Source organism: Pseudotamlana agarivorans, from assembly GCF_001642835.1.
GTDB classification, from domain to species: domain Bacteria; phylum Bacteroidota; class Bacteroidia; order Flavobacteriales; family Flavobacteriaceae; genus Pseudotamlana; species Pseudotamlana agarivorans.
Genome location: NZ_LXEI01000001.1, coordinates 1 through 23,447, shown reverse-complemented (window position 1 = coordinate 23,447; position 23,447 = coordinate 1). Strand labels below are relative to the sequence as shown.

The window sequence follows — 23,447 nt, the reverse complement described above, 5'->3', positions numbered from 1 at the left end:
AGTGTAAACTTAAAGATCGTATTGTTTAATTTTTCTATATAATGTACGCTCGCTAATGCCTAATTCTTGGGCTGCTAATTTACGTTTTCCTTGGTGACGTTCTAGAGATTTTTTAATAAGCTCTAGCTCTTTTTGATGTAGCGATAAGGTTTCTTCTTCTTCAATTTCTTCAGCAAAATGATATTTGTCTTGCACAGGTTGTAAATCCTCTTCCACCGTGTGTTCTGGAATGGAGATCAATTCTGTGTTGGTGTCTAATGATTCTTCATAATCTGTGTCTTCATCATCGGTATCGCCGTAAATTTTCTGAATCAAACTTTCATTGTTTTTTTCAACATCTTTAGTGTTTCCGTTTTTCATCAATTCCATAGTGAGTTTTTTCAAATCGTTCAAATCACTTTTCATGTCAAAAAGGACTTTATACAGAATTTCACGTTCACTACTGAAATCGCTTTCAGATTTTGATGTTTTTATAACCGCTGGCAGGTTGGTCGATGCGGAGTCTGGCAAATAACTACGAAGAATCTCTGAAGTGATTGTTCGGTTTTGTTCTAAAACAGAAAGTTGCTCGGCAATGTTTCGCAGCTGACGAATATTACCGCCCCATCGGAACTTTGTAAGCATGGTTATCGCATTGTCACTAAGTTTTACGGTAGGCATTTTGTATTTCAAAGCAAAATCGCTAGCAAATTTCCTGAATAATAAATGTATATCACCTTGACGCTCACGTAATGGGGGCAGGTTGATATCTACCGTACTTAAGCGATAATATAAATCTTCGCGAAATTTTTCTTTTTCGATAGCTTCAAACATGTTTACATTGGTTGCCGCTACAATACGCACATTGGTTTTTTGAACTTTACTAGAACCCACTTTTAGGAATTCACCATTTTCTAACACACGTAATAAACGTACTTGTGTGGTTAGGGGCAGCTCGCCAACTTCATCCAAAAAAATGGTTCCGCCATCGGCAACTTCAAAATAACCGGCTCTGGTTTGGGTGGCACCAGTAAAAGCGCCTTTTTCATGTCCAAATAGTTCACTGTCAATAGTGCCTTCAGGAATGGCGCCACAGTTAACAGCAATGTATTTGTTGTGTTTTCTATGTGATAACTGGTGTATTATTTTAGGAATACTTTCTTTACCAACGCCACTCTCTCCAGTAACTAAAACCGAAATGTCTGTTGGTGCTACTTGAATCGTTTTTTCAATGGCGCGATTTAAGGCAGGCGTATTTCCAATAATACCAAATCGTTGTTTTATAGCTTGAACTGATTCCATAATTAGCCCCCTAGCCCCCAAAAGGGGAATTTAAAAAGTGAATATTTTGATTCTTTCTATTTTGAGTCATACTTATATTTATTCATTTGAGTAAGAATTCCTCCCCTTAGGGGAGGTTAGGAGGGGCTTATTCCCTCTCCTATAAGTGTTGCACTAGTACAATCTGTGACATTAACATTCACAAAATCGCCAATTTTATAATCGGCTTTAGGGAACACACATACTATATTTTGCGACGTTCTACCAGACCATTGATCGGGTGATTTTTTAGATTCTTTTTCGATTAACACTTCCACAACAGTGTTTAAGTGTTCTTTGGTTCTAATTTCGCTATGAATACGTTGTAAGTCTACAATATCTTGTAGTCTACGTTTTTTTGTTTCCTCAGGCACATCATCTTCCATGTTTCTTCCGGCCATAGTTCCAGGGCGTTCCGAATAGGTAAACATATAGCCAAAGTTGTATTTTACGTATTCCATTAAAGACACAGTGTCTTTAAAGTCTTCCTCGGTTTCTGTAGGGAATCCAACAATCATATCTTGACTAATGGCACATTCAGGAATGATGCGGCGAATATTATCGATTAATTCAAAATACTCCTCACGTGTATGCAGGCGGTTCATGGCCTTTAAAATACGGTTGCTTCCGCTTTGTACTGGTAAATGAATGTGTTTACAGATATTATCGAATTTCGCCATAGTTTCAACCACATCAAGGGTTAAATCTTGAGGGTTAGAGGTAGAAAAACGAATACGCATTTTAGGTTGCGCTTTAGCACAAATCTCTAGTAGTTTTGCAAAGTCAACAGCTGTAGCCTTTTGCATGTCGGTAGCCTTAACAAAATCTTTTTTAAGTCCGCCACCATACCACAGGTAACTGTCTACATTTTGTCCTAATAAAGTAATTTCTTTATAACCTCTTTCCCATAAGTCATTTACTTCTTCGAGAATACTTTGAGGATCTCTACTGCGTTCACGCCCGCGGGTAAAAGGTACCACACAAAAAGTACACATATTGTCGCAACCACGGGTTATAGAAACAAAAGCAGTTACACCATTGGTGTTAAGACGTACTGGAGAAACATCTCCATAAGTTTCTTCTTTGGAAAGAATCACATTAATAGCGTCTCTACCTTCATCAACTTCAGCGAGCAGGTTTGGTAAATCTTTGTATGCATCTGGACCAACAACTAAATCAACAATTTTTTCTTCTTCAAGAAATTTGGTTTTTAGTCGTTCGGCCATACAGCCTAAAACCCCAACTTTCATTTTCGGATTTTGATCGCGTTTTACAGCATTGTATTTTTCAAGGCGTTTGCGAACGGTTTGCTCGGCTTTGTCTCTAATGGAGCAGGTGTTTACTAAAACTAAATCGGCTTCTTCCAATTTTTGAGTCGTATTAAAACCTTGGTCGGCCATAATAGAAGCTACGATTTCGCTGTCACTAAAATTCATTGAGCACCCATAACTTTCAATAAAAAGTTTGCGTTTATTTTCAGCTTTTTGCTCTAAAACTAAGGTGTTTCCTTGTTTGTTTTCGTCTATAATCTTTTCCATAATTTACTGAAACCTTTAACGGTCAATAAGCACGCAAAGATACAATATATTAATGATTTGTGACAAAGTGACAGTTTTATTTTAGCAGAGAATTAAGAACGTTTTTACATATAGTAGACGTTATGCTTTAGTTTGTCTTAAAAAAAATTAATTTTAGGGGCAAATAATAAAAATCAACAAGAACCATCCATTTGTATGAACACATTAGAACACTTATTTAATAAAATTGAAAACGCAAAAGCTTTAGATTTTGGAATCATTATAGACGAGGTTATTACGCTATATAAAATGGTTTGGCAAAAAGGGGCTGTGCTTTTTTTATTAATGATGGTTTGTGGGGCGGCAGTTGCTGTCGTGTTTACCATAATAGGTCTGGCGCCTACTAGTGAGATTTTTGTTAATGGCGAGTTTGATATTGAAGGGTTTGTAAATTCATATTCGAAAAATGCTTTGTATAGCGTCCCTCAAAATATTTTGATGAGTACCTTAACCATGGCCTTTTTAGCCGCCTTTTATAGAATGTGTAGCTTCGAGTTATTAGGAAAACCTTATCAGAACGATTATTTTTATTTTTTTAGAAACGGGTACTTTTCAAAGCTTTTAACTTTAGGTATGATTTACACAGGTATTTCTACAATTGCTCAGTTGTTGTTTTTAATACCATTAATATATGTGTATGTGCCATTGTCGTATATCGCCGTCATTTTTGCGTTTAATCCCGATTTAACCGAAATAGAAATTGTAAAAGCGAGTTTTAAATTAGGAAATAAAAAGTGGTTAATCTCTTTCGGTACGATGTTCGTTGGTGCGTTAATGGGAATGCTAGGGATTTTAGGTTGTGGAATAGGGGTTATATTTACCATAGCTATAGCTTATTTGCCTGTGCTTTTTATTTATAAAGAGGTGATTGGTTTTGAGTATCAAAGTCCAATAGACGAAATTGGTTCTACTTTTTAAGAGGTCTTGTTTTTATCAGAATTGACAATTCACCAATCTAAAAAAAGACCGTTTTTTATTTAATTAATTAACAGATAATGACCAAAATGTTACAGATAACGTTTTTTTCATATACATTTGTAGCTTCAAAAAGTGAAGTATGGCGAAGAATTTAGTGATCGTAGAGTCACCTGCAAAGGCAAAAACCATTGAAAAATTTCTAGGTAAAGATTTTAAAGTTGAATCGAGTTTCGGACATATTTCCGATTTACCATCTAAGGAATTAGGCGTTGATGTTGAAGGTGATTTTAAACCAAAATACGAAGTTTCAAAGGATAAAAAAGCAGTTGTAAAAAAACTGAAGGACCTAGCGAAAAAAGCCGAAATGGTTTGGTTAGCAAGTGATGAGGATCGTGAAGGAGAGGCTATCGCATGGCATTTAGCCGAAACCCTAAAATTGGATAAAGAAAAAACAAAGCGTATTGTTTTTCACGAGATTACTAAATCTGCTATTCAAAAAGCGATTGAAAACCCTAGAGGTATCGATTACGATTTGGTTGATGCGCAGCAAGCCCGTCGTGTACTAGATCGAATTGTGGGCTATGAGTTGTCTCCTGTACTATGGAGAAAGGTTAAAGGTGGTCTATCAGCAGGGCGTGTTCAGTCTGTTTCTGTACGTTTAATTGTTGAAAAAGAACGTGAAATTGAAGGTTTCGAGGCAGTAGCATCTTATCGAATTGATGCTGAATTTTCAAATGAAGATGGGCAAACCTTTAAAGCTAAACTTCCTAAAAACTTTTCAACCAAAGAGGAAGCTCAAAAATTCTTAGAACAAAATGCTACGGCCGATTTTAAAGTAGCAGATCTTCAAAAGAAACCTGCTAAAAAATCGCCAGCAGCACCATTTACAACATCAACACTTCAGCAAGAAGCTTCTCGTAAGCTGTATTTTTCAGTAAGTAAAACCATGACTATGGCACAGCGCCTATATGAAGCGGGTTTAATTACTTATATGAGAACGGATAGTGTGAATTTATCGGATGAAGCACGTCAAGGTGCCGAAGCTGAAATCAAAAATGCATACGGAGCAGAATATAGTAAACCAAGAAATTATAAAGGAAAAGCCAAAGGGGCGCAAGAGGCTCACGAAGCGATTCGTCCAACGAGTTTTGCAACTCATTCCGTAGACATCGATAGAGATCAAGCACGTTTATACGATTTGATTTGGAAACGTGCCATTGCATCGCAAATGAGTGAGGCTGAATTGGAACGTACTAATGTGAAAATTAATGCGTCAACGCATGAAGAAACATTTACTGCTAACGGTGAGGTGATCACCTTCGATGGTTTCTTAAAAGTATATCTAGAAGGAACAGATGACGAAGATGTAGAACATGAAGGAATGTTACCTGCTTTACGTGTTAACGAAGCGCTACTTAATAACTACATCACGGCTACCGAGCGTTATACGCGTCCGCCAGCACGATATACAGAGGCTTCGTTAGTTAAGAAATTGGAAGAGCTTGGTATTGGGCGTCCATCAACTTATGCGCCTACAATTTCTACCATTCAAAATAGAAATTATATCGAAAAAGGCACCGTTGATGGCGTAGAACGTGACTATACGCAACTTACACTAAGTAACGGACAAGTAAAAGATATAACCCTAACAGAGAAAGTAGGTTCAGATAAAGGGAAATTAGTGCCTACCGATATCGGTATGATTGTTACCGATTTCCTAGTGAATCATTTTGATGCGATTTTAGATTACAATTTTACTGCAAAAGTAGAAGCAGATTTTGATGAAATTGCTGAAGGAAACGAGGACTGGACCAAGATGATGAAAAACTTCTATAAAGATTTTCATCCTGTTGTGGAAGATGTAAAAGAGAATGCCGATCGTGAATCTGGTGAACGTATTTTGGGTAAAGACCCAAAAACAGGCAAGCAGGTTAGCGTGCGTTTGGGGCGTTTCGGACCTATGGTGCAAATAGGGACGGTTGATGATGAAGAGAAGCCGCAATTTGCGAGTTTAGGACCAGACCAACAATTAACAACAATTACCTATGAAGAGGCTATGGATTTATTCCAGCTTCCTAAAACTTTAGGGGATTTTCAAGGTGAAGAGGTGTTAGTGAATAACGGACGTTTCGGACCTTATGTGAAGTTTGGTGACGCGTTTGTGTCCCTACCTAAAGGTGTTGATCCGTTAAGTGTGGAATTGGATGATGCTATTGTTTTAATTAAAGAAAAACAAAAAGCTGATGCGCCTATATATATGTATAAGGATTTACCTGTACAAAAAGGAAAAGGGCGTTTTGGACCATTTATTAAATGGAACAATATGTTCATTAATGTGAATAAAAAATACGATTGGGATAACTTATCTGATGACGATATTGTTGAATTAATTGAAACGAAAATTCAAAAGGAAATCGATAAGGTTATTCATAACTGGGAAGACGAAGGTATTCGTGTAGAGAAGGCCCGCTGGGGAAGACACAACGTGTTAAAAGGTAAAATTAAAGTAGAACTACCTAAAACGGTTGATGTTACCGACATGACTTTAGAAGAGGCTCAAGGCATTATTGAAGCCAATACACCAAAGAAAAAAACAACAAAAAGAAAACCAGCAGCTAAAAAGAAACCTGCTGCTAAAAAGAAATAGTATTAGATGAATTTTAATTTCCTTTCGCCGGTTTCAGATTTAGTATTAGCTCATAACGAATTATTATCAACACAAGCTCTAGGAAGAAAACTTAAAATACATTCTGCTCAACTCGGGATTCCAGATCTCGATGGTGTAGATATTGCCATTTTTGGTGTTCTGGAAAATAGAAATGACATCAATTATATTGGAGAGGAATTTCAGTTAAATGAAATTCGTAAAGCCTTCTATAGTTTGTTTCCTGGTAGTTGGAATACTACCGTTGCCGATTTAGGTGATATTCACAAAGGCGAATCTGTTGAAGATACTTATTTTGCAGTTAAGGAAGCTATAAGCATCTTAGTGCAAAAGAAAATCATACCAGTTATTTTAGGAGGATCTCAGGATTTAACCTATGCGAATTATCGTGCTTACGACGATTTAGTCCCTATGGTTAATATTGTAAATGTAGATGCTCAATTCAATTTAGGAGATTCGTCAAAACCTATAAAAAACAACAGTTTTGTAGGTAAAATTATTCTGGATGAACCTTATAACCTTTTTAACTACGCTACTATAGGTTATCAAACCTACTTTAATTCTCAAGAAGAGTTGGACCTTATGGATAGTCTGTATTTCGAATCATATCGACTCGGGCAGGTATCTCACGATATTACTTCAGTAGAACCAGCACTAAGAGATGCGAATATTGTAAGTATCGATCTTAACGCGGTTAAAGGATCTGAGCTTGGGCTTAATCAAAGGTATTCACCAAATGGATTAGACGGCAAGGAAATCTGCGCTATTGCCCGTTATGCCGGAATTAGCAATAAAGTGAGCTCTTTTGGGATTTATGAATATAAACCCTCAAAAGATGATGAGATGACTTCTTTACTCATAGCTCAGATGTTATGGTATTTTATTGAAGGTGTAAACTACCGCGTACTGGATGATGATTTTTCTGATGAAAATAGCTATCAAAAGTTTACAACGCTTATTGAAGAGGAGGATTTAGTCTTCTATAAAAGCAATAAAACAGGGCGTTGGTGGATAGAAATACCTTTTTTATCGGAAGTTAATAATAAATTAAAGAGACATACGTTATTACCTTGCACACATCAAGATTATACTGATGCATGCAATAATATAATTCCAGAGCGTTGGTACAAAGCGTTTCAGAAAAATTGTGTTTAACAACTCGTAGTACGTTAATCCGATATACTACCGTTGAAGTGTTATTTTTTCACGATGAAACGTTATTTTTTTAGATAAATAGTTGTTTTTTAAAAAATATATAAATATGTTTACGCTCTCGGAATCGAAAAGCTAAATAAATTAACCTCGAGTTTACTATGGATATGAAGAAGTTATTATTATTAACCACAGTTCTAGCAGTTCTGGCCAGTTGTGGCTCTAAAGATAGGGGCGAACTAGTTGGTGTGAAAGGAAAAAAATGGCATCCAGAAAAGCCTTATGGGATGCAGCTTATTCCTGGCGGCGCATTTATCATGGGTAAGGCTGATGATGATCTGGCTGGCGTACATGATGCACCTGCGAAAACGGTTACTGTACGTTCTTTTTATATGGACGAAACAGAAATTACTAATAGCGAATATCGTCAGTTTGTAAACTGGGTAAGAGATTCAATTGTAAGAATGAAATTGGCTGTTTTAGCTGATGAGGTTGGATTAACTCCTGAAGATGGAGGTATTGGAGAGTATGCATTTAACGATGTAGATACAACCAATATGTCTGTTTATGAAAAGTATATGTTTGAAAACTATACGGGATTAGGACCAACAGGTTATGAAGGAAGAAAAATTAACAAAGATGTTGATTTGATTTTCGATACTGCCGAATATCCAGATGAGTACTATACAGAGGTTATGGATACTATGTACTTGCCTTTAGAAGAGTCTTTTAACGGACAACGTACTTGGGATGTAACGAAATTTAAATTTCAATACAACCATATGGATATTCAAGAAGCCGCTAGAAATAGAGGTGTGAAGCGTAAAGATGTTATCTTGAAAGAAGAAATTGAGATTTATCCAGATACTACAGTGTGGATTAGAGATTTTGCTTACTCGTATAACGAGCCAATGCATAACGATTACTTCTGGCACGATGCTTTTAGTGATTATCCTGTAGTAGGGGTAACTTGGAAACAAGCTAAAGCTTTTTGTGAGTGGAGAACACTTTGGAAAAATACTTACCAAAAATCTAAAGCAGGATCTTCTCCTGTGAATACATTCAGATTGCCTTCTGAAGCAGAGTGGGAGTACGCTGCTAGAGGTGGACTGCAAGCTGCAACTTACCCTTGGGGTGGGCCTTATACAAAATCGGATAGAGGTTGTTTTATGGCAAACTTTAAACCTGTAAGAGGTGATTATGCAGCAGATCAAGCATTATACACAGTTGAAGCTAAATCATACGACCCTAACGATTACAACTTATACAATATGGCTGGAAACGTTTCGGAATGGGTAAATGCATCTTACGATCCTTCAGCATACGAATATACATCTACAATTAACCCGAGTGTTAATGATAACGATAACCAACGTAAAATCGTTAGAGGTGGTTCTTGGAAAGATGTTGCTTACTTCTTACAAGTAAGTTCAAGAGATTATGAATATGCAGATTCAGCAAGAAGTTATATTGGCTTTAGATCCGTTCAAGATTATATGGGGACACAAGTAACAGCGAACGGTCAAAAGTAATATTCCAATTTTTTTAAAATAATTAAAATTAACCTACTAAAAATTTAAAACCGAACATTATGGCAAAGTCAAAAGCAAGCAAGAAATTTATGAATATGGCATACGGATTAGGTGCCGCAATCGTAATCGTTGGAGCATTATTCAAAATTATTCACTTCGAAATCGGACCATTAACAGGTAACGTGATGTTAACAATTGGTCTTGTTACTGAAGCAATTATTTTCGCATTATCAGCATTCGAACCAGTTGATGAAGATTTAGATTGGGCTTTAGTATACCCAGAATTAGCAGGTGGAGCTAAAGCAGATAAAGCTGAAGCAAAACAAGACGCACAAGGATTATTATCTAAAAAATTAGATGATTTATTAAAAGAAGCTAAAATTGATGGTGAATTAATCTCTAGCTTAGGTAACAGCATTAAGAACTTCGAAGGTGCAGCTAAAAACATCAGCCCAACAGTTGATTCTATTCAAGCTACTAAAAAGTACGGAGAAGAAATGTCTTTAGCAGCTGCTCAAATGGAGTCTTTAAACAGCTTATATAAAGTACAATTAGAAAGTGTAAACAAACAAGCTACTATCAACCAAGAGTCTGTAGAAAATGCAGCTAAGTTAAAAGAGCAAATGCAAGCTTTAGCATCTAACTTATCTTCTTTAAATGGAGTTTACGGTGGGATGTTATCTGCAATGAGTAAATAATTAGGGGAATTAATCTCGAATTAAAATAATTAATCAAGACCTAATTAATAAACATGGCAGGAGGAAATTTATCACCTAGACAGAAAATGATTAATCTGATGTATTTAATATTTATAGCGATGCTAGCTTTAAATATGTCAAAAGAAGTGCTTTCAGCCTTCGGATTAATGAACGAAAAGCTTACAAAATCTAATGTGTCCAATACTGTTCAAAACAACAGTTTTATGGCAAGTTTAGAGCAGAAAGCTACAGATCAACCAGAAAAATACGAACCATTAAAAGCTAAAGCGGTTCAAATTGACGCCTTAGCAAAAAACTTTGATGATTATTTATCAGAATTAAAAGGTAAAATGACCGCTAAAATTGATGATCCTACAGATTATGAGATCATGGATAAAGGTGATTACCTTGATGAAAACTTCTTCCAAGGAGATAAAATCAAAGAAGATGGTAAAGAGTTTTTAAACCAAATAGCAACTTTTAGAGATGGTGTTGTAAACCTTTTGAAAGATGAAAAAGGTATGGAGTCTGTTATTAAAGATGTGCAAGCAGAATTTAATACAGATCCTGTAACTAACAGAGATGGTTTAGAAGTAAACTGGTTAGATTACCACTATAAAGGATTCCCTTTAGTAGCTTCATTAACTAAAATGACGCAACTACAGGCAGATATTAAAACTACAGAATCTGAAGTTTTATCTACAATGTTACAAGGGACACTTTCTAGCGAGGTATCTATGACAAACTATACGACGTTAATGGAAACATCAAAATCAGCTTACTTTAATGGTGAGGAATTTGATGGAAACATTGTTCTTGGTCGTAAAGATGCATCTACTAAACCAACACGTGTAGAGTTAACTTTAGACGGAAAAGCACTTACTGAAGATCAATACGTTATTGAAGAAGGTAAAGTGAAATTAAAAATTGGTACGGGTAATGTAGGAGAGCACAAAATTGAAGGTAAATTAATTTTCGCTCAAGATGGTGAAGAAATTGAAGTACCTGTAAATTCATCTTTCGCAACAGTTTCTAAACCAAATTCAGCGACTATTTCTGCTGATAAAATGAATGTTGTATATAGAGGTGTTAAAAACCCTATGACGATTTCATTTGCAGGTATCCCTGACAATAAAGTAAATGCTAGTGCCTCTGGTTTATCTAGAAAATCTGGAAGTTCATATGTTATGGATGCGACGCGTATTCAAGGTAGAGAAGTAACTATTAATGTTACTGGTACTTTACCAGATGGTACTAAAGTTGGAGATAAAGCTAAATTTAGAATTAAAGATTTACCAAAACCAACAGGTACTGTTAGAGGTGAAGACGGATCTATCAAAATGCAACGTAATAGTTTGAAAATTTCTACTATTGGAGCTAAGTTTGATGATTTCGATTTCGAATTACCTTTACGTGTTACAGGATTTAAATTTAAAGTGCCTGGACAACCAACCATTAATGTTAATGGAAACAAGTTAGATAGTAGAGCACAACAAGCTTTAGCACGTGCTAAACGTGGTTCTGGTGTTCAAATATTTGACATTGAAGCTAAAGCAACTGGAGTAAGTGTAATACTTAAGAAAGTATCTCCAGTGTTTATTGAGCTTACAAACTAAGAGTTCTATAATAATATAACAGAACTTATCGTTAATACATTAAGTATTTAAGGTAAATAAGTACAATATATAACATCCGTAAAGATGATGTTGCTTGCAACGGAAACCATGCGGATGTTTTATAATACCATTAGAAATAATAAATATAAGCAGATGAAATTAAGAAATTTTTTATTAACCCTTGTAGCTGTTTTTACAGTCTCTAATATATTTGCTCAGGCGAATATATTAAATGCAAAAAGCCCTGATGAAATTGGTGTTAGAACAGAAAGTCAAAAAGCTGTAGATAACGATAAACCTTTGGAATATGGCTATGTTGATGATAGAGATATCTTATTTTCAAAAATGGTTTGGGAAAAGATTGTTCTTGATGAACGTGCAAATTTCCCTTTATATTACCCAATCGACACGAATAATATCGGACATGATAGACGTTCGTTATACGATGTGCTTATGAAGAGCATTCAAAATGGTGATATTGAAAATATTTACAGTGATTCTTATTTTACAACAAAAAGAACCCTTAAAGATATTGAAGCGTCATTAGCGATGGTTGATACTACTGAATTGGGTATCGAGCAAATTAATGCTGGTGAAGAATTATCTGCTGAGTATATTAACAGAAGAGATCTTACAGCTGCTGATATTAAAGAGTACCATATTAAAGGATTGTGGTATTTTGACAAACGTCAAGCTGAAATGAAATACCGTTTATTAGGTATTGCTCCTGTGGCTCCGGATGTTAACTTTATTGATACCGATCAACCAGATTTAGTTGAATTATTTTGGGTATTCTTCCCTGATGCTAGAGACGTTTTACACGAAGCGAAATCTTTTAACAATGAAAATAGTTCTATACCTTTTTCTTTCGATCATGTATTAAATGCACGTCGTTTCCACGGTTATATTTATAGAGAAGAGAATGTACAAGGCGATAGAGCAATTTCGGAGTATGTATCAGATAACGCTTTAATGCAATTGTTAGAATCACAAAGAATTAAAGATAAGATTAGAGATTTTGAGTTAGATATGTGGACTTACTAATTTCTATCTTAAAGATAATATTAAAAACGCCTACTTTTAAAGTAGGCGTTTTTTTATTTTAATGAATTCATAATTGATTAGTTTAAAATATCAATCATTATTTAATATGCCTACGGGATATTTATTAACTTTACTTTATTAATCCTTACACTGAAATTATGAAAAAAATTACAATAGCTCTGTTTTGCTTTTTAATTGGTACAACTTTAGCTTGTGGTCAAGAAGCCTCTGTTCCTAAAGATGCAAGTGCGAGTGCTGCTCAAGCTAATAACCCACTAGCTAATATGACAGCAGTTAGCTTTCAAAATTATTATTTCCCTAAATTAGCTGAAGCACCCGATGCAGCTTTTATGAATACAACTTGGGTTCGTTTTGCTAAACCAATTTCTAAAGGGAAGCTGTTACTAAGAGCATCTATGCCTTTTTCTTCTTTAGGAATGCCTAACACCAACGGAGTTGTGAACACCACTAGTGGTACAGGTGATTTTAATGCCTTTTTATCTTATAATTTTGTTTCTAACGCAACAACAACTATGGGTATTGGTCCATCTGTGACCGCGCCAACGGCTTCTGATGATGTCCTAGGAGCTGGGAAATGGCAAGGAGGTTTTGCCTTTGTAGCGTTCGTGGCTAAGTCCCCAATTTTTCAATTTGGTGGTTTAATAACATGGCAGGCTTCATTTGCAGGAGATGAAGATAGAGCAGCAACCAGTTTGGCTGCTATACAACCATTTTATTTTTGGCAATTAGGTAAAGGAACTTATTTAAGAGGTGCTCCAATTTGGGTATTAGACTTTAAAAAGGAGGCTTATTCAGTGCCTATTGCTTTGGGTATTGGTAAAGTTGTAAAAATGGGTAGTACCGTGTTTAATATGTATGTAGAGCCACAGTATTCTATTTATGTAGAAGGTGTTCAACCTGTATTTCAAGTATTAACAGGTGTTAATGTGCAGTTCATGAAATAACACAGCAGGTCATTTGCTGCTGCGTAGTATATAAAATCTCAGGCTTTATGGCCTGAGATTTTCGTTTTTATAGATTTTGATTTCAGCTTTAATTTAACTTATTACTTAGTTAGATATATCTTTTTAAGATGCGTAATTTTGTAAGTATGAAAGTTGATTATATAGTTGTAGGTACTGGTATTGCAGGCATTTGTTTCTGTGAATTGTTAAGTGCTCAAGGGAAGAGCTTCGTTGTGTTAGACAATGGGTCACAAAAGTCATCTGCAGTTGCAGGTGGATTATACAATCCAGTTGTTTTAAAACGCTTTACCTCGGTTTGGAAAAGTGATGAGCAGTTAGCCTTAGCATTACCTTTTTATCAGCAGTTAGAAGAAAAGCTAAGCGTTAAATTGGATTATAAAATTCCTGTGTACCGTAAGTTTGCTTCATTGGAAGAACAAAACAATTGGTTCTTGGCCTGTGATAAGCCTTTACTTTCTAAATGGCTTTCTCCTAAAGTGATTAAAAATTCAAATGCGGCTATTGATGCACCTTTTGGTTTTGGTGAAGTGTTAGATACAGGACGAATCGATGTTAAGACGCTTGTAGATACTTACCAACAAAAGTTAAAAGAAGAAGACCTGTTTATTGAAGAAGGTTTTGACTATGATTTGCTCATTAACAACCCCGATTCGATACGGTATAAGGAGATTCAAGCGAAACACATTGTTTTCTCGGAAGGCTTTGGTATTAAAGAAAACACTTTTTTTAACTTCCTACCTTTAGTTCCAGCAAAAGGGGAGTTACTTATTATTCATGCTCCAGAACTTAAAATTAATTATGTACTAAAAGCAGGAGTGTTTCTAATTCCATTGGATAATGATCACTATATCGTAGGGGCAACTTATGAGTGGAAAGATTTAACAAATAAAACTTCCGATAAGGCTCGAACAGAACTTTTATCAAAATTAAAAAAACTGATTGATTGTCCGTTTGAAGTCGTTAATCAAGTTGCAGGGGTTCGACCTACAGTGAAAGACCGTCGCCCTTTGGTGGGACAACACCCCCAATTTAAAAATCTTTATGTTTTAAACGGACTTGGCACCCGAGGCGTTATGATAGGTCCTTATGTAGCAAAGCAGTTGTATGACTTTATAGAATACCAGACTCCTTTAGAAGACGATATTGATATTAAAAGATTTCAAGATTTGATGGCTTAAATAGAAAGGTGTTGTTACAGATTAGTAGATGCTTGCGTGAGGGATTGAGGCATTTGTTGAAGCTCTTTTTTTGTTTTTCTCAAAAAAAAGCGACTGCCGAAATATTTATATTCATGAGCTCTTTAATTTAATTTAGAAAACAGTGAATAAAGCCCGACCCTTGTGGTAACGCCAAAATCTTAATTTTCCTTAGTAATCGTCTTATCGTAGTGCATAAAAATATTAATCCATATGTTTCGGGAAAGCCTTAAAATTATAGGCATACATACAATTAACGTGATGACTATGGATATGAAAATAGCATTTACTCCAGCGTTAAACACAAAAAAAGCGATAACAAAAGCAGCCACTGCAAAAGCAATACCTACAGCGTAGCTTACGTACATGGAACCGTAGAAAAACGAAGGCTCTATTTTGTATTTGGTATGACAATGTGAGCATTTTTCATGCATATCCAAGGCTTCCGAGAGGATGTAAGGATTTGTGTTTTTAAACATAGATTCTCCATGACATTTCGGACAGGCTCCTGTGAAAATACTATATAATTTAGATCCTTTTTTAAACATATAATTTAATGTATTTTTGCGGCTTCAATCGCAAGACAAAAATAGCGTATTAAACATATAACACTTGTGATAAAAGTTACATTTCTATGATGAACATTCATAATTTATCGATTTCATTTCAAGGGGAATACCTGTTTGAAGATATTACATTCAAACTGGGTAATGGTGATCGTATAGGGTTAATAGGGAAAAATGGTGCCGGTAAATCGACAATGCTTAAAATCTTATCGAAAGAAATGGAGCCTGATACCGGACAAATTGCGGCCGATAAAGATCTTAAAATAGGATTTTTAAAGCAGGACATCGATTTTATTTTAGGGAGAACTGTTCTAGAAGAATCCTATGAGGCTTTTACTGAGATTAAAGAAGTTGAAGCTAAAATGGCTGCCGTTAACAATGAAATGGCAGAGCGTACCGATTATGAAAGTGAAGGTTATCATCAATTAATGGTCGATATCAACGAGCTTCAACACCAGTATGAGATTTTAGGAGGTTATAACTACCAAGGTGATACCGAAAAAATACTTCAAGGTTTAGGTTTTAAGCGTGAAGACTTCGATAAGTTAACCGATACTTTTTCTGGTGGATGGCGAATGCGTATTGAATTGGCGAAATTATTACTTCAGAATAACGATATATTACTTCTTGATGAGCCTACCAACCACCTCGATATTGAATCTATTATTTGGTTGGAAGGGTTTTTAAGAAATTATTCGGGTGCCGTGGCCATTGTGTCTCACGATAAAATGTTTTTAGATAACGTTACAAACCGAACTATCGAAATTTCATTAGGACGTATTTACGATTACCCAAAACCTTATTCACAATTTTTGGTATTGCGTGAAGAACTGAGAACCCAACAACTGGCTTCGCAGAAAAATCAGCAAAAGCAAATTGAGCAAACCGAAAAGTTAATTGAAAAGTTTCGTGCTAAAGCTTCTAAAGCGACTATGGCACAATCCTTAATTAAAAAGCTGGATAAAATTGATAGAATTGAAGTTGATGAGGATGATAATAGTGTGATGACGCTTAATTTCCCGGTATCTATTACGCCAGGGAAAGTGGTTGTTGAGGCTGAAGGCGTTTCTAAAAGCTATGGCGATAATCAGGTTTTAAAGAATATTGACTTATTGATTGAACGTGATAGTAAAACTGCTTTTGTTGGTCAAAACGGACAAGGAAAGTCAACATTAGCCAAAATTATGGTTGGTGATGTGAAATATAACGGACATTTAAAGCTTGGGCATAATGTTCAAATTGGATATTTCGCCCAAAATCAAGCTGAGTACCTTGACGGAAATAAAACCGTTTATGATACCATGGTTGATGCCGCTAATGAAACTAATAGAAGTAAGGTACGTGATATTTTAGGATCCTTTTTATTTCGTGGTGAAGAAGCCGATAAATATGTGCGCGTACTTTCTGGGGGTGAACGAAACCGTTTAGCCTTAGCCAAATTGATGCTGCAACCATTCAATGTTTTGATTATGGATGAGCCTACCAACCACCTTGATATTAAATCTAAAAATGTCTTGAAGGATGCTTTAAAACGTTTTGAAGGGACTTTAATTTTAGTATCTCACGATCGTGATTTTCTACAAGGTTTAACCAATGTAGTTTACGAATTTAAAGATCATAAACTTAAGGAGTATTTGGGTGATATTGATTTTTACTTAGAGCAGCGTCAAGTAGAAAGTTTAAGAGAAGTTGAAAAGCGCACCGTGGTTAAAACCGAAGCGCCAAAGGAGAAAAAACAGCATTCTTACGAAGATCAAAAGAAACTCAAGTCTTTAAATAATAAGCTGAGTAATGTCGAATCTAAAATCAATCAGTTAGAACGAGATATTAAAGCCATTGATCTTGAACTTGAGGTGAATTACGAAGAAACCACATCGCAACCTAACTTTTTTGATAACTATCAGAAAAAGAAAACGGATTTAGAAGCGCTTGTAGAGAAGTGGGAAGCCATACACATGGAGATTGATACTTTCGAGTTGTAACTTTTTAAGCTTTTTTTAACTTTTCGCGGAAAAGTAATGGGTAATTTTGGCGACTACACCGCTAAAATATTGATAATGCGAAAAATTATACTTTCTGTAATAGGCGTTTTACTTATTGCCCTTTCCTTCTTTGGAGCTCAAAAATTAATTGCGAGTAAAAACAAGCCAAAGCCTGTAAAAGAAAAGATTATTAAAACGGTTTTTACCGATACAGTAAAGAATACAACCGTAAAAATTATCATTCCAGCTACGGGCAGCTTAGTTGCCAAGCAACGTGTTGAATTGTATGCTGAAGTGGAAGGGATTTTTAAACCTTCACGAGTGTTATTTAAACCTGGGCAAACCTATAAAAAAGGACAGACTTTAATAAGTATTGATGCACAAGAGCATTATGCCAGTGTACAATCGGCAAAAAGTAGTCTTTATAGTTTGGTGTCTTCCATTATGCCCGATTTACGCTTAGATTTTCCTAAGGTGTATCAGAAATGGCAAAACTATTTAAATGGCTTCGACTTAAACAAGACGACACCTGTACTTCCTGAAATTTCATCAGATACAGAAAATTACTTCATCACAGGTCGTGGTATTGTAACGAGCTACTATAATGTTAAAAATTTAGAACAGCGTTTATTAAAATTCAAAATTCCAGCACCTTTTACAGGAATCTTAACGGAAGCTTTAGTAACTGAAGGCTCCTTAGTTCGTAACGGACAAAAATTAGGCGCGTTTATTGATCCGTCGGTTTACGAGATGGAAGTTGCACTAAGTGAAAATTATGCAAGCCTATTAAAAGTTGGTGAACCTGTTGTTTTAAATAGTTTAGATGAAACAGAAACCTATAAAGGTTTTGTTTCCCGTGTAAACGGAAGTATTGATGCCACGACTCAAACCATTACAGCTTATATTGATGTGGCCGACAAAACCTTAAAAGAGGGTATGTATTTAGAAGCCCAAATTGATGCTAAGGAAGAAGAAAATGCCATTGAGATTGATAGGAACTTATTATTAGAAAATGATGAAGTTTTTGTGGTACGCGATAGCATTTTAGGAACCATACCTGTAAAACCTGTTCATTTTTCTGAAACTACCGTGGTTTTAAAAAATATTCCAGATGGAACCGTGATACTACAAAAAAATGTTCCAGGCGCATATGCTGGGATGCTAGTAAAACCATTTAAAGAAGTAACATCTAAAAAAGACGCTGAGTAATGAGGAAACTAATAGCTTATTTTATTAAGTACCACGTTGCTGTTAATGTGTTTCTTTTAGCGTTTTTTGTGTTTGGTGTTATTGGATTGTATTCACTTAAATCGTCCTTTTTCCCTTTAGTAGATTCTAAAATCATAACGGTTAATATCACATACCCTGGAGCTTCACCTCAAGAGATTGAAGAGGGTGTCGTTTTAAAAATCGAAGATAATCTTAAAGGCCTTCGAGGCTTAGATCGTGTGACTTCGGTATCCAAAGAAAATAGTGGAACCATAACCGTAGAAATTGAAAAGGGTGAAAATATAGACTTCATGCTTTTGGAGGTTAAAAATGCGGTAGATCGTGTTCCGTCGTTCCCCGTTGGCATGGAACCTCTAATTGTAGCTAAACGCGAGGAAGTTCGTGAAACAATCTCTTTCGCGTTAAGCGGAAAAAATGTGCCACTAGCCACGTTAAAACAAATAGGGAGGCAGGTAGAAAATGATTTAAGAGCCATACCTGGTATTTCACAAATTGAAGTGACTGGTTACCCGGAAGAAGAAATAGAAATAGCCGTAAACGAAAGTAGCTTATTGGCTTATGATATTAGTTTTTCTGATGTATCTCAGGCCGTAAGCGCTTCTAATATATTGGTGACAGGTGGGAATATAAAAACAGATGCCGAAGAATATTTAATTCGTGCAAACAACCGCTCCTATTATGGCGACGAATTGTCTAACATTGTAGTTAAGGCTACAAATGAAGGGAAAACAGTTAGACTTAAAGATGTAGCTATCATTCGTGATCGTTTTTCTGAAACCCCTAACGCTACATTCTTTAATGAAGATCTAGCAGTCAATGTCACAGTTACCAGTACGAATAATGAAGATTTAATATCTTCTGCCGATAGGGTTAATGAATATATAGAAGGCTATAACCAAAGTCATAATAATGTGAGACTTAATGTTGTTCAAGATCGATCGATCACACTAAAGCAACGTACGCAGTTATTAACCGAGAATGCTATTGTTGGGATGCTACTTGTTTTGGCGTTTTTATCGTTGTTTTTAAATACACGTTTAGCTTTCTGGGTTGCTTTTGGTTTGCCGGTTTCTTTCTTGGGGATGTTTATTTTTGCTGGTCAGTTTGATGTCACCATTAATGTACTATCCCTTTTTGGGATGATTATCGTAATAGGTATCTTGGTTGATGACGGTATTGTTATTGCCGAAAATATTTATCAGCATTACGAAAAAGGAAAATCTCCTGTGCAAGCAGCCATCGATGGTACTATGGAAGTGATTCCTCCTGTAGTATCTGCCATCATAACAACGTTATTGGCCTTTTCATTATTTCTGTTTTTAGACAGTAGAATTGGTGAGTTTTTTGGTGAAGTCTCTGTTATCGTTATTTTAACTTTAGTAGTTTCTCTAGTAGAAGCCCTAATTATTCTTCCGGCTCACTTGGCACATTCTAAAGCTTTAATGAAACCGGTTGAAGAAGAAAATCCTTCAAAAATAAAACTATTTTTTGCCAAAATGCGAGGCATCAATAGGCTAGGGGATAAGTTTATGGCTTTTCTAAGAGATAAGGTTTACAGTCCTGTTTTCGATTTTGTGTTAGAATTTAAGGTGTTATCGCTTGGTATTTTTGTAGCCATTTTAGTTTTAACCTTCGGAGCTATTGGAGGTGGTATTATAGGTATGACCATCTTTCCTTCTATTGCGAGTGATCGTGTAAGCGTAGAACTCGATATGCCTAACGGAACCAATGTGAAAATCACGGATTCTATTATATCAATGATTGAACAAAAGGCATTCATAGTAAATAAAGAATTTACCGAAAAGTATTTAGAGGGTACAGATAAAGAGTTGTTTGAAAATACCATTCTAAAACTAAACAGTTCCTCCAGTGCCAGTTTGCAATTAAATATGCTTCCTGGTGAAGAGCGTCCAGATGCCATTAGTGCTAGTTTGGTCGCCAACCGTTTAAGAGAATTGGTGGGACCTATTATAGGTACCGAGCGTTTAATTTTTGGTTCAGGAGGTAATTTTGGTGGTAGTCCGGTTTCTGTTTCGTTATTAAGTAATAATATCGATGATTTAAAAGGAGCGAAAGTGGCATTAAAAAATGCGCTTCAAGAAAACCCTTTATTAAAAGATATTGAAGATAATGACCCGGCAGGTATCAAAGAGATTCGTTTAGAACTCAAAGAAAGTGCTTACTTATTAGATCTGGATTTAAGAACCGTTATGGATCAAGTTCGAGCAGGATTTTTTGGTGCTCAAGCACAACGCTTTCAACGTGGTCAAGATGAAATTCGCGTTTGGGTGCGATACGATCGTTCTAATAGAGAATCTATAAATAATTTAGACGATATGCGAATCGTTACGCCTTCAGGAAGCCGAGTGACTTTAAAAGATATTGCAAGTTATACCATCGAACGTGGTGATGTAGCCATTAATCACTTATCTGGACAACGTGAAATTCAAGTGTCGGCCGATTTAAAAGACCCTAGTACGAGTTCTACAGATATTCTTGACGATATTAAAGCCAATATAATTCCTACCATTCAGTCTCAATATCCTACCATATCAACTTCCTATGAAGGTCAAAAAAGAGAAGCCAATAAATTATCATCGTCATTAACTAAAGCAGGAATTCCCATATTATTACTTATTTATATCACCATAGCTTTCACCTTTAGAAGCTATAGTCAGCCATTGTTGTTAATACTATTAGTACCCTTTAGTTTAACAGCCGTAGGTTGGGGGCACTGGTTGTTAGGATTCCCTGTAAATGTGCTTTCTCTTTTAGGTATCATTGCCTTAATAGGGATCATGGTAAACGATGGCTTAGTGTTAATTGGTAAATTTAATAGTAATTTGAGAGAAGGTATGGCCTTTGATGATGCCTTGTCTGAAGCTGGCAAGTCAAGATTTAGAGCCATCTTCCTAACCTCATTAACCACCATAGCTGGTTTAGCGCCATTACTATTAGAAAAAAGTAGACAAGCACAGTTTTTAAAACCTATGGCTATTTCCATTTCCTTCGGAATTGGTTACGCTACCATTTTAACCTTATTAGTATTACCATTGTTTTTATCCTTTAGTAATGATATTAAAAGACATACCAAATGGTTAGCAACAGGTAAAAAAGTTACAAAAGAAGAAGTTGAACGCGCGATTAAAGAGCAAAATGAAGAAAATGCACATTAAAACCATTATTGCTACTTTCCTATTATTTACACAGGCATCGCTAGTAGCTCAAGAAGTCCTGACCCAGGAAAAAGCTGTGAGCTTAGCTTTGGAAAATAACTATGGAATTAAATTAGTTAATAAAGATCTAGAAATAGCAAATAATAATGCAGACATATTAAATTCGGGTTACCTACCTACATTAACAGGAAATGCAGGTGCCAACATTAACAGAGATAATACCGAAGCCGAGTTTTCAGATGGCAGGGTTACCGAACTTAAAGGGGCCGAAAGTTCTCGATATAATGCCTCTGTAGATTTAAATTATGTGTTGTTTGATGGGCTAGGTCGCTCATATAATTACAAACGCCTAAAAGAAACTAAAGCGTTAACCGAGCTTGAAGTGCGTGCTACTATAGAAAATACGGTCATGCAATTGTTTACCATATATTATAATGTTGCCGAGATTGCCGATAATTATAATGCCATTACTCAAACTTTCGAAATTTCTAAAGATCGACTAAAGAGATCCCAATATCAATTTGAGTACGGACAAAACACAAAACTCGATGTTCTTAACGCCGAAGTAGATATCAATAATGATAGTATTACGGTGTTAAATACCAGGCAGCAGCTTAGAAATTATAAAAGAGACCTAAACTTGGTATTAGGTAACGCTGTGTCCCATGAATTTGATGTTGACACCAATATCGGTTTTAATACCATTTACGATAAGGAAGCGCTTAAGCAAAAAGCCATAGCAAACAACATAAGTATTCTACAAGCCAATAAAAATATAGACATTAGCGAGCTGGGGATAAATTCCGAGAAATCGGCCTTTTTGCCTACAGTAGGTTTAATAGGTAGTTATGGTTGGAATAAAAGCGATAATAATGCCGCATCATTTGTATCGGTTTCTACTACAACTGGATTGTCAGGAGGAGTTAACCTGAGTTGGAACCTGTTCGATGGCGGTAACACGATAACCAGAGTGAAGAATGCTAAAATTAATTTAGAAACCCAAAAACTTCAAAAGGAACAGTTGCTCCTTACATTAGAGCGCGACTTTAATAATGCTTGGGATAACTATCACAACCGATTAAATATATTTCGATTGGAAGAAGATAACATCCGAACTTCACAAAACAACTTCGATCGTACACAAGAGAAATTCAAATTGGGACAAGTCAATTCTATTGAGTTTCGTCAGGCGCAACTCAATTTATTAAATGCAGAACTCAATAGAAACAAAGCCAAGTACCTGGCTAAAATTGCCGAATTAGAAATGCTACAAATCAGTGGTGAACTTTTAAATGTAGAATTTTAAAGAATGACTACTGCCTAAATCTTTATTACAGGGGAGAGGCAAGCAATTTTGTCATTAACCTATATATTAGGTAAAGTGGCATTCAAAAATATAAGGTTATATAAGGATGCTTAATCTTTATATAACCTTTCTTTTTTTGTGAAAGTTAGCATATAGACTTTTATTAGCCTTTCGGCGGAAGTCCCCGCGTTAAGTTTTATCATAGGTATTTCATTATTATAATAAGAGGGGACTTCATGTTTTTTTGGTTTGGTTTCCAGCTGAAGCCTAATAACGGTTGTCATCTTAAGCTTGTCAGAGGGCTATCCAAGGTAGAAGTTAGATATTAGAAGTTAAAAGTTTGAACTCGGCACACAACGTTTCATCGGTCAAACCAATCAATAGATAAAGGATTTGTTTTAATTTACTCCAATCTGCCGAATTGGAAACGAAACTCATTTCCCCCTTGAGGGGGTTTGGGGGTGTTTAGAGATAGTCAATAGTCAAAAGTTTGAAGTGTAAATA

The 23,447-nt window shown here is 35.7% G+C and carries 16 protein-coding genes; 13 read left to right on the top strand and 3 right to left on the bottom strand.

The window, feature by feature from the left end:
* Positions 1-9 precede the first annotated feature (9 nt).
* Both A6I66_RS00080 and miaB read right to left on the bottom strand, forming a co-directional pair.
* Positions 10-1,281, bottom strand: a complete 1,272-nt coding sequence (locus tag A6I66_RS00080; protein ID WP_067144623.1) for a sigma 54-interacting transcriptional regulator — start codon at positions 1,279-1,281, stop codon at positions 10-12.
* Positions 1,282-1,397: 116 nt separating this feature from the next.
* The gene (gene miaB, locus A6I66_RS00075) at positions 1,398-2,837 is read right to left on the bottom strand and encodes a tRNA (N6-isopentenyl adenosine(37)-C2)-methylthiotransferase MiaB (RefSeq protein ID WP_067144621.1); all 1,440 of its coding nucleotides are present in this window, start codon (positions 2,835-2,837) and stop codon (positions 1,398-1,400) included.
* 195 nt (positions 2,838-3,032) lie between these two features.
* On the opposite strand from miaB, the gene A6I66_RS00070 reads away from it, so the two are divergent.
* The 9 genes from A6I66_RS00070 to A6I66_RS00030 all read left to right on the top strand — a co-directional run bounded on the left by A6I66_RS00070 (position 3,033) and on the right by A6I66_RS00030 (position 14,665).
* Positions 3,033-3,794: a hypothetical protein gene (locus A6I66_RS00070; protein ID WP_067144615.1), complete on the top strand. Its 762-nt coding sequence runs from the start codon at positions 3,033-3,035 to the stop codon at positions 3,792-3,794.
* 139 nt (positions 3,795-3,933) lie between these two features.
* Entirely contained in the window at positions 3,934-6,441 is a 2,508-nt protein-coding gene (topA, locus tag A6I66_RS00065) for a type I DNA topoisomerase (protein WP_067144613.1), read from the top strand.
* Positions 6,442-6,447: 6 nt separating this feature from the next.
* Positions 6,448-7,614 carry a formimidoylglutamase gene (locus A6I66_RS00060; RefSeq protein WP_067144611.1) on the top strand — a complete coding sequence of 389 codons (1,167 nt, stop codon included), beginning with the start codon at positions 6,448-6,450 and terminating at the stop codon, positions 7,612-7,614.
* A 164-nt stretch (positions 7,615-7,778) separates the two neighbouring features.
* Positions 7,779-9,143 carry a T9SS ring complex lipoprotein PorK/GldK gene (gene porK / locus A6I66_RS00055; protein WP_067145552.1) on the top strand — a complete coding sequence of 455 codons (1,365 nt, stop codon included), beginning with the start codon at positions 7,779-7,781 and terminating at the stop codon, positions 9,141-9,143.
* Positions 9,144-9,202: 59 nt separating this feature from the next.
* The gene (porL, locus tag A6I66_RS00050; protein ID WP_067144609.1) at positions 9,203-9,841 is read left to right on the top strand and encodes a type IX secretion system motor protein PorL/GldL; all 639 of its coding nucleotides are present in this window, start codon (positions 9,203-9,205) and stop codon (positions 9,839-9,841) included.
* 53 nt (positions 9,842-9,894) lie between these two features.
* Positions 9,895-11,457: a type IX secretion system motor protein PorM/GldM gene (gene porM / locus A6I66_RS00045; protein WP_067144607.1), complete on the top strand. Its 1,563-nt coding sequence runs from the start codon at positions 9,895-9,897 to the stop codon at positions 11,455-11,457.
* 153 nt (positions 11,458-11,610) lie between these two features.
* Positions 11,611-12,501, top strand: a complete 891-nt coding sequence (porN, locus tag A6I66_RS00040) for a type IX secretion system ring subunit PorN/GldN (RefSeq protein ID WP_067145550.1) — start codon at positions 11,611-11,613, stop codon at positions 12,499-12,501.
* Positions 12,502-12,659: 158 nt separating this feature from the next.
* Positions 12,660-13,466: a hypothetical protein gene (locus A6I66_RS00035; protein WP_067144605.1), complete on the top strand. Its 807-nt coding sequence runs from the start codon at positions 12,660-12,662 to the stop codon at positions 13,464-13,466.
* Between the two features lie 128 nt (positions 13,467-13,594).
* The gene (locus A6I66_RS00030) at positions 13,595-14,665 is read left to right on the top strand and encodes an NAD(P)/FAD-dependent oxidoreductase (RefSeq protein ID WP_245683407.1); all 1,071 of its coding nucleotides are present in this window, start codon (positions 13,595-13,597) and stop codon (positions 14,663-14,665) included.
* 179 nt (positions 14,666-14,844) lie between these two features.
* Here the strand turns inward: A6I66_RS00030 and A6I66_RS00025 are convergent, their stop codons facing one another.
* The gene (locus tag A6I66_RS00025; protein ID WP_067144599.1) at positions 14,845-15,231 is read right to left on the bottom strand and encodes a DUF983 domain-containing protein; all 387 of its coding nucleotides are present in this window, start codon (positions 15,229-15,231) and stop codon (positions 14,845-14,847) included.
* Positions 15,232-15,317: 86 nt separating this feature from the next.
* On the opposite strand from A6I66_RS00025, the gene A6I66_RS00020 reads away from it, so the two are divergent.
* The 4 genes from A6I66_RS00020 (at position 15,318) to A6I66_RS00005 (ending at position 22,943) form a co-directional block, all read left to right on the top strand.
* On the top strand, positions 15,318-17,231 hold the full coding sequence (locus tag A6I66_RS00020; RefSeq protein ID WP_067144597.1) for an ABC-F family ATP-binding cassette domain-containing protein: 1,914 nt from the start codon (positions 15,318-15,320) through the stop codon (positions 17,229-17,231).
* A gap of 75 nt (positions 17,232-17,306) precedes the next feature.
* Complete coding sequence (locus A6I66_RS00015; RefSeq protein WP_067145548.1) at positions 17,307-18,440, top strand: efflux RND transporter periplasmic adaptor subunit; 1,134 nt, start codon at positions 17,307-17,309, stop codon at positions 18,438-18,440.
* Entirely contained in the window at positions 18,440-21,637 is a 3,198-nt protein-coding gene (locus A6I66_RS00010) for an efflux RND transporter permease subunit (RefSeq protein WP_067144595.1), read from the top strand. The genes A6I66_RS00015 and A6I66_RS00010 overlap by 1 nt, the downstream gene beginning before the upstream one ends.
* Positions 21,627-22,943: a TolC family protein gene (locus A6I66_RS00005; protein WP_067145546.1), complete on the top strand. Its 1,317-nt coding sequence runs from the start codon at positions 21,627-21,629 to the stop codon at positions 22,941-22,943. The genes A6I66_RS00010 and A6I66_RS00005 overlap by 11 nt, the downstream gene beginning before the upstream one ends.
* The last annotated feature ends 504 nt before the right edge of the window (positions 22,944-23,447 follow it).

Bases quoted from the DNA above. Each gene is read 5' to 3' on its own strand.
- A6I66_RS00005 (WP_067145546.1), top strand. From the start codon at position 21,627: ATGCACATTAAAACCATTATTGCTACTTTCCTATTATTTACACAGGCA.
- A6I66_RS00010 (WP_067144595.1), top strand. From the start codon at position 18,440: ATGAGGAAACTAATAGCTTATTTTATTAAGTACCACGTTGCTGTTAAT.
- A6I66_RS00035 (WP_067144605.1), top strand. From the start codon at position 12,660: ATGAAAAAAATTACAATAGCTCTGTTTTGCTTTTTAATTGGTACAACT.
- porL (WP_067144609.1), top strand. From the start codon at position 9,203: ATGGCAAAGTCAAAAGCAAGCAAGAAATTTATGAATATGGCATACGGA.
- A6I66_RS00060 (WP_067144611.1), top strand. From the start codon at position 6,448: ATGAATTTTAATTTCCTTTCGCCGGTTTCAGATTTAGTATTAGCTCAT.
- porN (WP_067145550.1), top strand. From the start codon at position 11,611: ATGAAATTAAGAAATTTTTTATTAACCCTTGTAGCTGTTTTTACAGTC.
- topA (WP_067144613.1), top strand. From the start codon at position 3,934: ATGGCGAAGAATTTAGTGATCGTAGAGTCACCTGCAAAGGCAAAAACC.
- porM (WP_067144607.1), top strand. From the start codon at position 9,895: ATGGCAGGAGGAAATTTATCACCTAGACAGAAAATGATTAATCTGATG.
- A6I66_RS00070 (WP_067144615.1), top strand. From the start codon at position 3,033: ATGAACACATTAGAACACTTATTTAATAAAATTGAAAACGCAAAAGCT.
- miaB (WP_067144621.1), bottom strand. From the start codon at position 2,837: ATGGAAAAGATTATAGACGAAAACAAACAAGGAAACACCTTAGTTTTA.
- A6I66_RS00015 (WP_067145548.1), top strand. From the start codon at position 17,307: ATGCGAAAAATTATACTTTCTGTAATAGGCGTTTTACTTATTGCCCTT.
- porK (WP_067145552.1), top strand. From the start codon at position 7,779: ATGAAGAAGTTATTATTATTAACCACAGTTCTAGCAGTTCTGGCCAGT.
- A6I66_RS00020 (WP_067144597.1), top strand. From the start codon at position 15,318: ATGATGAACATTCATAATTTATCGATTTCATTTCAAGGGGAATACCTG.
- A6I66_RS00030 (WP_245683407.1), top strand. From the start codon at position 13,595: ATGCGTAATTTTGTAAGTATGAAAGTTGATTATATAGTTGTAGGTACT.
- A6I66_RS00080 (WP_067144623.1), bottom strand. From the start codon at position 1,281: ATGGAATCAGTTCAAGCTATAAAACAACGATTTGGTATTATTGGAAAT.
- A6I66_RS00025 (WP_067144599.1), bottom strand. From the start codon at position 15,231: ATGTTTAAAAAAGGATCTAAATTATATAGTATTTTCACAGGAGCCTGT.